The following is a 12,598-nucleotide window of genomic DNA, read 5'->3' as shown; positions in this document are numbered from 1 at the left end:
CATCGGGTCGCGCCGTCGACAGGTCCGGATCCCTGTGGAAATCGTCGCAGCGTATCCTGTGGCCATGACTGAGGCAGAACCGACTGGACGAGTCCGAGCGATGGACGCGGGATTCGTGTCCGAGGAGGCCATCTACGCCCTGATCCTGGTTGCCGGGATCATCGTCACCGCCGGCAGGCACGGCGAGAGCAGCTGGGCGGTCTTCTGGACCGTGGCGGGAACGGTGGTGGTGTTCTTCGCTGCCCATATCTATGCCGGGACGCTCGCACACCTGAACGTCGGTCGCCACGACCGCGTGGAACTGAACACGGCATTCCGGGCATCGGTGCGGCGGTCCTCGGGTCTGGTCATCGGAGCGGCGATCCCGGCTGCCATCCTTCTGCTGGGGGCGACCCGCGTCATCGACGACCAGAATGCCATGTGGTTCGCGCTGTGGGCAGAGGTTGCCGCCCTTGCGGTGCTCGGTTATCTCGCTTTCGCGAAGCGCCGGGCTCCGGTGCCGGTACGCATCCTCGGCGCTGTGACGACAGCCCTGTTCGGTCTGGCGATGATCGGGCTCAAAGTGATCATCCACTGAGAGTCGCGGACAGAGCGCCGACATGTATCACCCGAGGAGCAGCGCACACGAGTCTGCCGAACGAGGGCGGACGGCGGCGAAGGCAGGCCACAGCCGTTGAGTGGACAGAAGGGCGACCGTCAGCCGCCGCCGGGTCATCAAGCCCGCCGGGCGATCACGCGAGGAGCCTGGCCTTCTGTGCCGCGAACTCCTCCTCGGTGAGGATCCCGTCCTCCTTCAGGGCGGCGAGTTCCCGGAGCTGGGTGATCATGTCCTTGGCGGGCTCCGGCGCGGCGGGTGGTTCGGCGGCGTCCGCGTACTCCGGTTCCTGCGCGGCCATGTCCTGTTCGTAGGCCCGGCTGCGGTCGGCGGCGGTGTGCGCGTCGCGGTCGGCGAACTTGGCGGCCTGTCGGCGCTGCACCCGCCCGCTCACGGCGGTGGCGGTGCCGGCGACGACGGCGGTGCGGGCTACCCCGCGCAGTAGACCTGGCATGGCGTGATCTCCTCAGTTGGTCTCGTCGAGCGCGTCGAGCGCCTCGATGATGTCTGTGGCGGGAATGCGTGCGCTGGCGATCAGTTCGCCACCACTCGCGCGGACCGCGGCCACGAACCGCGCGGCCCACGTGTTCTCGTAGACGATGAGCGCCGCCACCGTGCCGGGACTCATGGCAGCGGTCGCCTGGACGATGTCCTCGACTCCGAGGATCCCGGAGGATGCCCCGGTGAAGGAGGAGAACCCGCCGCTCTCGGAGATAGGGTCGGTGAGCTCGATGACGTCGACGCTCCCGTCCTCCGCCTTGCGGACGATCTGGAGGTCGAAGAGGCGGATCACCCCTCGCTCCACGAGGTCCATGAGCGCGGGGGCGGCCTCGCCGGTCAGTCGCTCGGGTGAGAACTCGAGCAGGACGAAATCGATCGGGGCGACGAGAGTCTCGTCGTCGACTGCTGACGTGGGTGTCGTGGTCACTGCAGTTCCTCCTGGGGATCGGTATGTAACAGGGGGTGCCGGTCGTGCGGGATGCCGCTAGTGGAGGGCCTTCTCCTTCAGCGACTCGTATTCCTCCGCCGTGATCGCTCCGCTCTGGTACAGGGACGCGGCCTTGCTGATCTCGTCGGCGGAGCTGACACCGGCGATCGAGCGGATGCGCTCGGTCTCGTACTCCTGCTGCTGCTGGATCACCTTCATCTGCCGCTCACTCATGCCCTGCCCGCGTGCGATCACGTAGACGAGTGCCGTGACGAACGGGAGGAACAGGAGGAAGATCAGCCAGACTGCTTTCGCGAATCCGCCCAGCTCGTGGTCACGGAACAGATCGCCGATGATCGAGAACAGGACCATCAGATACGCGATGAAGGCGAAGGTCCAGAAGAAGAACCAGACGAAATCCCAGATGCCTTCCAGAACGTCCATGACAGATCTCCTCGTATAGCCCGATGGGTGCCGAGTGCGGGAGTGCACACCACACCTAGGCATCAGGCTAGGGGGCCCGGGAGGGATCAAACAGGGTCGATGGTCCCGCCGCGCGAGCGATCACGACGCCTCGCCGGGAGGCGTCGTGTGGACAGCGCATGTGGTCTCGCCGAGCGCTGACCAGGCAGTCGGGATCCGGACATGGCAGTCGGGATCCGGACAGACAGGAGGGCGCGGCGGGACATCCGCCGCGCCCTCCTGTCGGCCGCTGACTGCTCCTGGAAGGTGCTGTCAGGCGTTCGCTGCCTCTGCCTTCTTCGCCGGCGTCGTGCCGTTGGTCGGGAAGCCGTCCGGTTCGACGTCGTGTGCCTGCACGGTCGCGACGTGGTCGTGCGACGACGGCGCCGTGTGGGTGCTCTTCTCGAAGCGGACGATGATCTGCTTCGACCTCGGGGTGTTGCTGCCCTCGGCGACCTCGTCGAGCGGGACCAGCACGTTCGCCTCCGGGTAGTACGCGGCGGCACAGCCGCGCGCAGTCGGGTACGAGACCACGCGGAAGGCGCGGAGCACGCGCTGCACGCCGTCGTCGTACACGCCGTGGACGTCCACGTTCTGGCCGTCCTCCAGGCCCAGCTCGGCGATGTCCTCGGGGTTGATGAACACCACGTGGCGGCCCTTCTTGATGCCGCGGTAGCGATCGTTGTGACCGTAGATGGTGGTGTTCCACTGGTCGTGGGACCGCAGCGACTGCAGGATCAGCGTGCCCTCGGGGCGCTCGAGGTACTCGAGGTCGTTGACGGTGAGGACGGCCTTGCCCGTGGGGGTGTTGAACGTCCGCGAGTCGCGCGGCCCGTTCGCCATGATGAAGCCGCCCTCCCGGCGGATCTTCTGGTTGTAGTCCTCACAGCCCTCGACCACGTTGGCGATGTGCTCGCGGATGAGGTCGTAGTCCTTCTCGAAGCCTTCCCAGTCCGCGTCGATTTTGCCGTCGATCGTTGCGCGGGCGAGTCGGCTGATGATCGCCGGTTCGGAGAGCAGGTTGTCGGAGACGGGTTCGACGCTGCCCCAGGAGGGGTGGACGGCGCACACGGTGTCCTCGACGGAGACGAATTGCTCGCCGGTGGCCTGGCGGTCGATCTCCGTGCGTCCCTTGCAGGGGAGGATGAGCGCCTCCTCGCCGGTGATGAGGTGGGAGCGGTTGAGCTTGATGGAGATCTGCACCGTCATGTCGGTGTTCTCGAAGGCCTTCTCCGCCACCTGCGTGTCGGAGATCGCCGAGACGAGGTTCCCGCCGAGCGCCACGAGGACCTTGACCTGTCCGTCCCGCATGCGGCGGATGGACTCCACGGCATCGACGCCGTGTTCCCGGGGCGGGTCGAAGTTGAACTCCTTGCCGAGGGCGTCCATGAAGGTCTGGGGCATCTGCTCCCAGATCCCCATGGTGCGGTCGCCCTGGACGTTGCTGTGGCCGCGGATGGGTGAGGCGCCGGCGCCGGGCTTGCCGATGTTGCCGCGGAGCAGCAGGAGGTTGATCATCTCCTTGATGGTGGCGACGCCCTTCTTCTGCTGGGTGATGCCCATCGCCCAGGTGATGATCACCTTGTCGGCAGCGAGGTAGCGGGCAGCGAGTTCGTCGATCTCCTCGATCCGCAGGCCGGTGGCCTCGATGACCGTGGCGTCGTCGAGCTTCAGCAGATAGTCGCGCAGCTCGTCCAGGCCCTCGCAGTGCTCCTCGAGGAAGGCGTGGTCCAGCACCGTCCCCGGGTTCTTCGCCTCGGCCTCGAACACGCGCTTGGAGACGGCCTGCAGGAGGGCCATGTCGCCGCCGAGCCGGATCTGGAGGAACTGGTCGGCGATCTCGGTGCCCTTGCCCGCGACACCCTTGGCCTTCTGGGGGTTCTTGTAGCGCTTGAGGCCGGCTTCGGGCAACGGGTTCACGGCGACGATCTGGCCGCCGGTCTCCTTGCAGGCCTCCAGCTCGGTGAGCATACGAGGGTGGTTCGTTCCCGGGTTCTGACCCATCACGATGATGAGGTCCGCGTCGGCGTAGTCGTCGAACGTGACGGTCGCCTTGCCGATGCCGATGGTCTGGCCCATGGCCCAGCCGGAGGACTCGTGGCACATGTTGGAGCAGTCCGGCAGGTTGTTGGTGCCGAAGCCGCGGACGAAGAGCTGGTACAGGAACGCGGCCTCGTTGGAGGTGCGGCCGCTCGTGTAGAACGCGGCATCGTCCGGGGCGTCGAGGCTCTTGAGCTTGTTGCCGACGATCTCGAAGGCCTCGTCCCAGCTCACGGGCCGGTAGTGGTCCTCGCCGGCGGGCTTGTACACGGGCTCCACGAGGCGTCCCTGCATGCCCAGCCAGTACTCGGAGCGCTCACGGAGATCGGTGATCGAGTTCTCGGCCCAGAAGTCCGAGGAGATCACCACGGGCGCTGCCTCCCAGGTCACCGCCTTGGCGCCGTTCTCGCAGAACTCGAAGGTCTTGCGCTTGGCGGGGTCGGGCCAGGCGCAGCTCGGGCAGTCGAAGCCGTCCTTGTGGTTCATCTTGAGGACGGTCTGGAGGGTGCGCTTCACGCCCATGTGCTCGATCGCAGGCTTCATGGAGTAGTAGACACCGGGGAGGCCCGCTGCCCAGTCCTTGGGCCCCTTCGAGACCTCGATGTCCTTCTCGTCGACTTCGTTCACACGGGGTTCACTGCGCGTCATCGCGGACGTCCTCCTTCGTGGCCCAGGGATGGGCACTCCTCGACAGGTGGTCCACCCGCCCTGATACCTCAGGCCTAACAGGCTACCGGGTGGGGCCGCAAGCCTTCCACGCCTGGCCGGCGCGGTTTGACTCGGGAGACCGCATTCGTGCGATGAACGACGCCGGCGCCCGGTTTAGTTAGTTGACCTAACGAAATGACGGGAGTAACGTTACTTAGAGCAACGAAGTATATGAGTCGGGAGTCTCGATGTCCGTAGGACAGTCCACCGCCGGAGAACTGGTGCACAACATCTTCGACCTGCAGCGTGCGCTGCGAGCGGTCACAGCGGCGGGCATGAAGTACTCGGAGCTGGGTCCGGCTCACACGGGGGTCCTCTTCTTCATCGATGAGGGTGAGCCGTTGCGGGCATCGGCGTTGGCTGCCCGGCTCGGCATCGGTCCGTCCGCCCTCAGCCGGCAGCTCGCCGACCTCGAGCAGTACGGCTTCGTGGTCCGCACCCCGGATCCGTTGGACGGTCGGGCGTGCCTGCTCTCGCTCTCATCGCAGGGTCGCGCGTGTCTTGCCGAGACGTACGAGCGCAGGGCAGGGACCCTGCGGGAGGTCCTGTCCGGGTGGACGGAGAGCGAGGCCGAAGCGGCGTCGCTCTCCGTCCGGCACCTCACACTCGCGTTGCGGGCGGCCGGACCGCCCGACGCACCACCTCCTGAAGCACCACGCACAGCACTCGACAGCACGGGCAACGACGGCCGTTCCCACCTGGACCCCGCGTCCGAGATCATGAAGGAAGAACGCTGATGGCCATCCATCCCACCCGAACGAAGGCAGGCGGGGTCTCCGAGCGGCAATCGGCCCCGACGTCGCACCACCACGGGGCCGGCGACCCCATGAGCCACAAGCAGATCCTGCAGGCCCTCACCGGGCTGCTCGCCGGCCTGTTCACGGCGATCCTCAGCAGCACGATCGTGGCGAACGCCCTGCCGACCATCATGAGCGACCTCAACGGGTCGCAGACCGACTTCGCCTGGGTGATCACGGCCGCACTGCTCGCCAATGCGGCGACCACCCCCATCTGGGGGAAGTTCGCCGACCTGTTCGACAAGAAGGTCCTGGTGCAGCTCAGCATCGTGATCTTCGTGGCAGGGTCGGTCCTGGCGGGGTTCGCCCAGACCATCCCGCTGCTCCTCACGGCCCGTGTCATCCAGGGTGTCGCCATGGGTGGCCTGACCGCCCTGGCGCAGGCGATCATCGGCACCATCATCGCCCCGCGTGAGCGCGGGCGGTACTCCGGCTACATGGGGGGCGTCATGGCCGTGGCGACGGCCGGAGGCCCGCTCCTCGGCGGCTTCATCGTGGACTCGCCCCTCGGCTGGCGCTGGACGTTCTTCGTCTGTGTGCCGCTCGCGATCATCGCCCTGGTGCTGCTGCAGGTCACCCTGAAGCTCCCGGATACGCGCCGCAAGGCCAGCATCGACTGGCTCGGATCCATCCTGCTCACGGCGGGCGTCAGCCTGCTCCTCATCTGGGTCTCCTTCGCCGGCAAGGAGGGCTACTACGAGTGGTTCTCCCGTGAGAGCGCCCTCATGGTCGGCGGCAGCGTCATCCTCCTCGCCCTCCTCCTCGTGGTGGAGTCGAAGGTGACCGAGCCGATCATCCCGCTGAAGATCATCTCCCAGCGCACCACGGCCCTCGCCATCATCGCCTCGATCACCGTCGGCGTCGCCATGTTCGCGAGCTCGAGCTACCTCGGCCAGTACTACCAGGTGGCACGCGGCGCGACACCCACCGAGGCCGGGCTGCTCACCATGCCGATGATCGCCGGCAACCTCATCGGTTCCATCGGCGCCGGACTGCTCGTGACCCGGTTCGGCAAGTGGAAGCGGTTCCTGGTCGCCGGCTCCCTCTTCCTCATCGCAGGGCTCGGTCTCGCCGGGACCATCGACCACCTGACCGAACTGTGGGTCGTGGGCATCTATACCTTCGTCTTCGGCCTCGGCCTCGGACTCCTGCTGCAGAACCTCGTCCTCGCGGTCCAGAACACCGTGGCGGTCAAGGACATCGGCACCGCCAGTGCGTCCGTCGCCTTCTTCCGCTCCATGGGCGGGGCGGCCGGCGTCGCCGTCCTGGGTGCCATCCTCGGTACGCAGGTGGAGACCAGGACCACCGAGGGGCTTGCTGCTGCCGGCATCCCCGTCAGTGGAGGTGCGGCGGGCGGGTCGCTCGACCTCGTGGACCTGCCGGCGCCCATCGCCGACATCGTGCGGGCCGCCTACGGCGACAGCACTGCGCTGATCTTCCTGATCACCGCGGTCATCGCTGTCGTCGGACTCGGCTGTGTCCTGTTCATCAAGGAGACCCCGCTACGCCGGACGGTGGATTTCGCCCAGGCCGCGCCGGCCGGTCCGGCGGCGTCCATGTCACCCGCGGCGACGGGTGCGACGCCGTCGGTCGCCGGTGCGCCGTCGGACGCCCGGCCCGGCGTTTCGGTTCCTGGCGCGTCGTCGGACGCCCGGGTCGATGTGCTGTCGATCAGTGCTGCTATGCGGCCGGCCGCCGGCGTCGCGCACCAGGGTGCGGCCGCTTCGGACCGGAACGACGCCGATGGGCGTCGGACGGTGGGCGAGTCCGACGTCGTGGCCGTCCAGCCGTCCCACGGCCGGCACAGTGCCGGTCCGGTGGAGATCCACCGGGCCGATGTGGACCGTGCAGCCAGGGAACTGTCCGAACTGTCGGCCAGGGAGCTGACCGAATTGTCAGAGCTGGACGAACTGACCGAATTGTCCGTGCTGGACGAACTGTCCGCATCATCCGGGCTCTCCGCGGTGGATGTGCATGTCGAGGACCGCGCCGGGGCAGACCGCTAGTCCTGATCCGCAGGAGCAGCAGTACCAGCAGTGGGACGAGCAGTATGCCAGGCCGCCGGGTGATCCCGGTGGCCTGGCGTCACGAGGGCTGGTCCTCGTCCATCGGGCCGGGCGCCTGCGGCGTCGAGTACTTCGAATGCCGGACCGGCCGGTTGCCAGTTCTGCCGGGCCTGCCCGGCGACCGGCCGGAACCTGCCTGGCAGGTCCGCACCGCCGTGCGCCTACGCGATACCGGTGGTGCCGAGCAGCGATCCGACGAGATAGGTGAAAGCCATGGCCAGGGCTCCGCCGATCACGAGGCGGATCGTCGCGCGGCGTCGTGAACTCCCGCCCACGTGGGCGCTGATCGCCCCGGTGATCGCCAGGGCGACGAGGACCGCCACGAAGGTGACCGGGACCCGGAACTCGGCGGGCGGGAGGAGGATGGCCAGCAGGGGGAGGACCGCACCGGCCGCGAACGCCGCCGCAGACGCGAATGCCGCGTGCCATGGATTGACGACCTCGAGCTCGTCGATGTTCAGTTCAGCGGACAGGTGGGCGGCGAGGGCATCGTGCTCCGTCAGCTCGGCAGCGACCTGCCGGGCCGTCCCGGGAGTCAACCCCTTCTGCTCGTACAGACCCGCGAGCTCGGCGAGTTCGCCGTCGGGATCCTCCGCGAGCTCCTGGCGCTCCTTCGCGATCAGGGCTTCCTGACTGTCCTTCTGGCTACTGACGGAGACGTACTCTCCCAGCGCCATGGACACGGATCCGCCGACCACCGCGGCTGTCCCCGCGACCAGGATGGGTGCGACCGTGTTCGTCACGCCGGCGACGCCGACGACGGTCGCGGCAGTGGACACGATGCCGTCGTTCGCTCCGAGGACCGCAGCGCGCAACCAGTTCAGGCGCCCCGCCACGCCGCTGTCATGAGGCTCGCTGCGCTGGACCGGCATATCCGTCATGGAAGCAGTAAAGCATCGCACTCCTCGCCCGGCTACGGAGGATCGGCTTGCCTTGCCACCCCCAGTAGCATCGAGGAGTGAAACCGTTCCTGCTCCTGGCCACCCGCGTCGACGACTACGCTGCCGACGCCGAATTCCAGAGCTTCCTGAGCTTCGGCGGCCTTACCGAGGGCCAATTGCGGCGCGTCCGGCTCGAGTCCGGGCCCCTGCCCGAGCTCGATCTCGCGGACTACTCCGGGATCTTCCTCGGCGGCAGCCCTTTCAACTCCTCGGACCCGGAGGAGTCGAAGGGCGACGTGCAGCTGCGCGTGGAGAGCGAACTCGGCCGGCTGCTGGACACGGTGGTCGCCGAGGACTTCCCGTTCTTCGGCGCCTGTTACGGGGTCGGCACCCTCGGTCGGCACCAGGGCGCCGTCATCGACTCGACGTATGGGGAGCCGATCGGCGCCATCGAGATCACCCTCACCGACGCTGGCCGGACGGACCCGCTGCTCGCCGGGCTGCCGTCGTCGTTCTCCGCCTATGTGGGACACAAGGAGGCGTGCGCCACGCTGCCGTCGTCGGCGGTCCTGCTGGCATCCTCGGCGACCTGCCCCGTGCAGATGTTCCGGGTGCGCGAGAACGTGTATGCCACCCAGTTCCACCCCGAGCTCGACGTCGAGGCGCTCATCGGCCGGATCAGGACCTACCGGTACGCAGGGTACTTCCCGCCCGAGGAGGCCGACGACTACATCCAGCGGGCACGTGCCTCCGCCGTGGACCACCCGGCAGCCATCCTCGGCGCGTTCGTGCGGCGGTACGCGCGGGACTGAGGAGCGCTTCAGCAGGTCGCGCCACCACGGAAACGCGTCCTGACGAGGGGCGGTGCTGGGAGGTACTGTCGGAAGACACGCCGCGCAGGGCGACACAGAAGAGGTAGCCGTCATCCGTTTCCGCACGAGATCGAGCACGAGTACCGCACGGGCCGGCCGCACCGTCCCCGTCACGCCGGAACCCGGCGAGAAGCGCCACCACCAGGTGCTGATCGTCGGCGGTGGCAACGCCGGCGTCTCCCTGGCCGGGCGGCTGCGCAGGTACCGGTTCAAGGATGTCGCCGTGATCGAACCGCGGAGCCGGCATTTCTACCAGCCGCTCTTCTCTCACATCGCCGGCGGCACGGCGGACGCCTTCGAGGCCGTGCGCCTGCAGTCGGAGGTCATGCCGCGGGGGATCACCTGGATCCAGGACAAGGCGACGGACGTCAGTAGCGGCTCCAACACGGTGCTGCTCGCCTCCGGCAGCGCCGTCACCTACGACCACCTGGTCGTCTGTCCCGGGATCCAGAACGACTGGACCGCCATTCCCGGCCTCAAGGAGGCGATGGAAGGGCCGCACGGCGCGTCGAACTACGAATACGAGCTCGCGCCCAAGGCCTGGAAGCTGTTCCGGGACCTCACCCGCGGCACCGTCGTCTTCACCCAGCCGCCCGGACCGGCGTCGTGCGACGGCGCGGCGCAGAAGCCCATGTACCTCGCCTGCAACTACTGGCAGCGCCAGGGTGTTCTCAAGGACATCCACGTGGTCCTCGCCGTGTCCACGCCCACCATCTTCGGCATGGACATCATCGACGAGGAACTCAACAGGAAGATCGAGGAGTACGGCGTCGACGTCCGGTACAACACCGAACTCGCCTCCGTGGACCCGGAGGGCCGTACCGTCGAGCTGACGAACACCGCCAGCGGCATCTCGGAGACCCTCGGCTACGACATCCTCCACGCGGTGCCGCCCCAGTCCGCTCCCGAGTGGCTGAAGTCCACGGAGCTGCCGGCGCACGGGAACCGGACGGGCTTCGTCGAGGTGGACCCCGTGATCCTCCGTCATCCGCGCTTCCCCAACGTCTGGTCCCTGGGCGATGCCGCGTCGACGCTCAATTCGAAGTCCGGGGCTGCGCTGCGTATGCAGACGACGGTCCTCGCGAAGAACCTCCGGGCCGTGCGCAAGGGGAAGAAGCCCACCGCGCAGTACAACCACTACTCGGCCTGCCCGTTCGTGGTCAGCCACAACACCGTGGTCTTCTCGGAGTTCGATGACAAGTACGCTCCGATGCCGACGGTGCCGGGGTGGGACGATCTCGCCCGCGAACGACGCCTCACGTATGTGCTGGAGCGGTTCGTGCTGCCGAAGGTCTACTGGAACCTCATCCTGAAGGGCCGCGCCTGACCGTCACTCCGGCGCGGACGGCTCCGCGGACGACGGCGGGGCGCCGGGTGTGCCGGCGCCCCGTCGTCGGTCCGTGGCCTACTTCGACAGGAAGCGGAGCAGGATCTCGTTGATCTCGGTGCCGTGTGTCCAAAGCATGCCGTGCGGGGCGTCCTTGATCTCCACGTATTCGGCGGAGGGGAGGCGCTTGGTGAACTCGCGGCCGGTGGAATCGATCGGGAGGATCCGGTCGTCGGTGCCGTGCATGATGAGGGCGGGGACGGTGACCTTCCCGACGTCGCTGCGGAAGTCGGTCAGCCAGGAATCGACGACGGCGAACGACGCGTACCAGGACGCCCCCGAGGCGACGTTCCAGGCGTTGCGAAGTGCTTCCTCGCTGAGGCGGTTGCCGAGGAAGTTGTCCGTGTTGAAGAAGTCGTTGTAGAAGTTCGTGAACCAGGCGTAGCGGTCCTCGACTGCCGCACTCCGGATGCCGTCGAACACCGAGCTGGGCACGCCGGAGGGGTTGTCGTCCGTCTGGAGCAGGAACGGCTCGAGCGACGCGAGGAAGACGGCCTTCGCCACGCGGGACTCGCCGTAGGTGCCGATGTAGCGGCCCACTTCGCCCGTACCCATCGAGAAGCCGACGAGGACGGCGTCGTTGAGGTCGAGCGTCTCCAGGACCATGTTCAGGTCCGCGGCGAAGGTGTCGTAGTCGTAGCCCGTCGTCGGCTTGCTGGACCGGCCGAAGCCGCGGCGATCGTAGGTGATGACGCGGTACCCGGCGGTCAGGAGCGCAGCGGTCTGCTTCTCCCACGAGCCGCCGTCGAGGGGATATCCGTGGATGAGGACGACGGGCTGGCCCGCGCCGTGGTCCTCGTAGTAGAGCTCGATGTCCGTGCTGTTCTCGGTGCCGACCTTGATGAAGCCCATGTGTGTGGTCCTTATCTCGAGCGGGGAGAACGTCCGTTCTCCCTCGGTGGCCAATATAGAGAACGTTCGTTCTCAATTCAAGTAGAATGGATAGATGACGAGCCCCGAGATCCGCAGCCGCATCGTGGAGACCGCCGACGGGCTCTACAACGCGAAGGGCATCCAGGCTGTCGGCATGGACGAGCTGCGCGCCGCCGCGCACGTCTCGCTCAAGAGGCTCTACCAGGAGTTCCCGTCCAAGAGCAGCATCGTGATGGCCGTCCTCGAACGCCGGCACCGGTCCTGGGCCGCGGGGCTCGATGCGCAGGTCCGCGCGGCGGGAAGTCCGAGGGCCCGGCTCCTCGCGATCTTCGACTACCTCGCGCAGTGGTTCGGCGAGGACTCCTTCCGCGGCTGCGGCTTCATCAACAGTTTCGCCGAACTCGGTGCCATGAGCCCTGAGGTCGCCGAGTACGCGAGAAAGCACAAGGAGTCGTTCCAGGAGTACGTCGGAGACCTTGCGGAGGCGGCGGGCGCTCCGCCGTACCTGGCGCCGCAGCTGTCGATCCTGGCTGAAGGCGCGCAGACGACGGCGGCGATCGCCGGTTCCTCGGAGGCTGCGGGTCAGGCGCGCCGGGCGGCGGAGGTACTCATCGACGCGGCCCTGCGTGAAGGGATCAGGGGAGCGGCCTAGGCCGTCAGGTCCTGGTAGTCGGGGTTGTCCTCGATGAAGGCCGCCACGAATTCGCACTGCGGAACGACCGTGAGGTGTTGCCCGCGGGCGTCGTCGAGCGCGTACCGGATGAGGGTGCTTCCGATTCCCCGACCCTCGACGCCCTGATCCACGACCGTGTGCGTGAAGGTGATCGTGTCGTCGGACAGTTCGTAGGCGGCAGTGCCGACGGGGCTGCCGTGGAGGGTGGCTTCATAGCGGCTCTCGGCCTCGTTGTGGCTGACCTGGACGTCCGTGGAATCGGTGCTCATCCAGTCACCCTTGCATCCGTGATGGCAGGGGTCAACGAACGCGATCA

13 protein-coding genes are annotated in these 12,598 nt (G+C 67.4%); 6 read left to right on the top strand and 7 right to left on the bottom strand.

What is annotated here, in order from left to right:
• Positions 1–115 precede the first annotated feature (115 nt).
• The gene (locus AC4D2F_RS13530; RefSeq protein WP_490911000.1) at positions 116–577 is read left to right on the top strand and encodes a hypothetical protein; all 462 of its coding nucleotides are present in this window, start codon (positions 116–118) and stop codon (positions 575–577) included.
• A 154-nt stretch (positions 578–731) separates the two neighbouring features.
• Here the strand turns inward: AC4D2F_RS13530 and AC4D2F_RS13525 are convergent, their stop codons facing one another.
• From AC4D2F_RS13525 to AC4D2F_RS13510, 4 genes are all read right to left on the bottom strand, one after another.
• Positions 732–1,049 (bottom strand): SHOCT domain-containing protein, encoded by a 318-nt coding sequence (locus AC4D2F_RS13525; RefSeq protein ID WP_490910999.1) that lies wholly within the window; start codon positions 1,047–1,049, stop codon positions 732–734.
• A gap of 12 nt (positions 1,050–1,061) precedes the next feature.
• The gene (locus AC4D2F_RS13520) at positions 1,062–1,523 is read right to left on the bottom strand and encodes a DUF6325 family protein (RefSeq protein ID WP_104168668.1); all 462 of its coding nucleotides are present in this window, start codon (positions 1,521–1,523) and stop codon (positions 1,062–1,064) included.
• Between the two features lie 57 nt (positions 1,524–1,580).
• The gene (locus AC4D2F_RS13515; protein WP_104168667.1) at positions 1,581–1,967 is read right to left on the bottom strand and encodes an SHOCT domain-containing protein; all 387 of its coding nucleotides are present in this window, start codon (positions 1,965–1,967) and stop codon (positions 1,581–1,583) included.
• Between the two features lie 291 nt (positions 1,968–2,258).
• Positions 2,259–4,673, bottom strand: coding sequence for an FdhF/YdeP family oxidoreductase (locus AC4D2F_RS13510; protein WP_490910998.1), 2,415 nt, complete (start codon positions 4,671–4,673; stop codon positions 2,259–2,261).
• 248 nt (positions 4,674–4,921) lie between these two features.
• On the opposite strand from AC4D2F_RS13510, the gene AC4D2F_RS13505 reads away from it, so the two are divergent.
• On the top strand, positions 4,922–5,470 hold the full coding sequence (locus AC4D2F_RS13505; protein ID WP_490910997.1) for a MarR family winged helix-turn-helix transcriptional regulator: 549 nt from the start codon (positions 4,922–4,924) through the stop codon (positions 5,468–5,470).
• Between the two features lie 89 nt (positions 5,471–5,559).
• Positions 5,560–7,536, top strand: a complete 1,977-nt coding sequence (locus AC4D2F_RS13500; RefSeq protein WP_490911105.1) for an MFS transporter — start codon at positions 5,560–5,562, stop codon at positions 7,534–7,536.
• Positions 7,537–7,757: 221 nt separating this feature from the next.
• Here AC4D2F_RS13500 and AC4D2F_RS13495 read toward each other — a convergent pair whose 3' ends face one another.
• Positions 7,758–8,477, bottom strand: a complete 720-nt coding sequence (locus AC4D2F_RS13495) for a VIT1/CCC1 transporter family protein (RefSeq protein ID WP_490910996.1) — start codon at positions 8,475–8,477, stop codon at positions 7,758–7,760.
• A gap of 77 nt (positions 8,478–8,554) precedes the next feature.
• On the opposite strand from AC4D2F_RS13495, the gene AC4D2F_RS13490 reads away from it, so the two are divergent.
• Entirely contained in the window at positions 8,555–9,289 is a 735-nt protein-coding gene (locus AC4D2F_RS13490) for a glutamine amidotransferase (RefSeq protein ID WP_490910995.1), read from the top strand.
• Positions 9,290–9,494: 205 nt separating this feature from the next.
• Complete coding sequence (locus tag AC4D2F_RS13485; protein WP_490911104.1) at positions 9,495–10,676, top strand: NAD(P)/FAD-dependent oxidoreductase; 1,182 nt, start codon at positions 9,495–9,497, stop codon at positions 10,674–10,676.
• Positions 10,677–10,754: 78 nt separating this feature from the next.
• On the opposite strand, the gene AC4D2F_RS13480 is transcribed toward AC4D2F_RS13485, so the two are convergent.
• On the bottom strand, positions 10,755–11,588 hold the full coding sequence (locus AC4D2F_RS13480) for an alpha/beta fold hydrolase (protein WP_490910994.1): 834 nt from the start codon (positions 11,586–11,588) through the stop codon (positions 10,755–10,757).
• Between the two features lie 94 nt (positions 11,589–11,682).
• Here AC4D2F_RS13480 and AC4D2F_RS13475 point away from each other — a divergent pair, with 94 nt between their 5' ends.
• Positions 11,683–12,261 (top strand): TetR/AcrR family transcriptional regulator, encoded by a 579-nt coding sequence (locus tag AC4D2F_RS13475; RefSeq protein ID WP_490910993.1) that lies wholly within the window; start codon positions 11,683–11,685, stop codon positions 12,259–12,261.
• On the opposite strand, the gene AC4D2F_RS13470 is transcribed toward AC4D2F_RS13475, so the two are convergent.
• Positions 12,258–12,551: a GNAT family N-acetyltransferase gene (locus AC4D2F_RS13470; protein ID WP_490910992.1), complete on the bottom strand. Its 294-nt coding sequence runs from the start codon at positions 12,549–12,551 to the stop codon at positions 12,258–12,260. The genes AC4D2F_RS13475 and AC4D2F_RS13470 overlap by 4 nt on opposite strands.
• Positions 12,552–12,598 lie beyond the last annotated feature (47 nt).

This window comes from Arthrobacter sp. TJ-263, from assembly GCF_058269155.1.
The sequence above is the reverse complement of the archived record's forward strand: the minus strand, read 5'-3'. Positions and strand labels throughout refer to the sequence as shown.

Coding starts and splice junctions, on each gene's coding strand:
- AC4D2F_RS13495 (WP_490910996.1), bottom strand. CDS start 8,477: ATGACGGATATGCCGGTCCAGCGCAGCGAGCCTCATGACAGCGGCGTG.
- AC4D2F_RS13500 (WP_490911105.1), top strand. CDS start 5,560: ATGAGCCACAAGCAGATCCTGCAGGCCCTCACCGGGCTGCTCGCCGGC.
- AC4D2F_RS13515 (WP_104168667.1), bottom strand. CDS start 1,967: ATGGACGTTCTGGAAGGCATCTGGGATTTCGTCTGGTTCTTCTTCTGG.
- AC4D2F_RS13505 (WP_490910997.1), top strand. CDS start 4,922: ATGTCCGTAGGACAGTCCACCGCCGGAGAACTGGTGCACAACATCTTC.
- AC4D2F_RS13480 (WP_490910994.1), bottom strand. CDS start 11,588: ATGGGCTTCATCAAGGTCGGCACCGAGAACAGCACGGACATCGAGCTC.
- AC4D2F_RS13525 (WP_490910999.1), bottom strand. CDS start 1,049: ATGCCAGGTCTACTGCGCGGGGTAGCCCGCACCGCCGTCGTCGCCGGC.
- AC4D2F_RS13475 (WP_490910993.1), top strand. CDS start 11,683: ATGACGAGCCCCGAGATCCGCAGCCGCATCGTGGAGACCGCCGACGGG.
- AC4D2F_RS13470 (WP_490910992.1), bottom strand. CDS start 12,551: ATGAGCACCGATTCCACGGACGTCCAGGTCAGCCACAACGAGGCCGAG.
- AC4D2F_RS13510 (WP_490910998.1), bottom strand. CDS start 4,673: ATGACGCGCAGTGAACCCCGTGTGAACGAAGTCGACGAGAAGGACATC.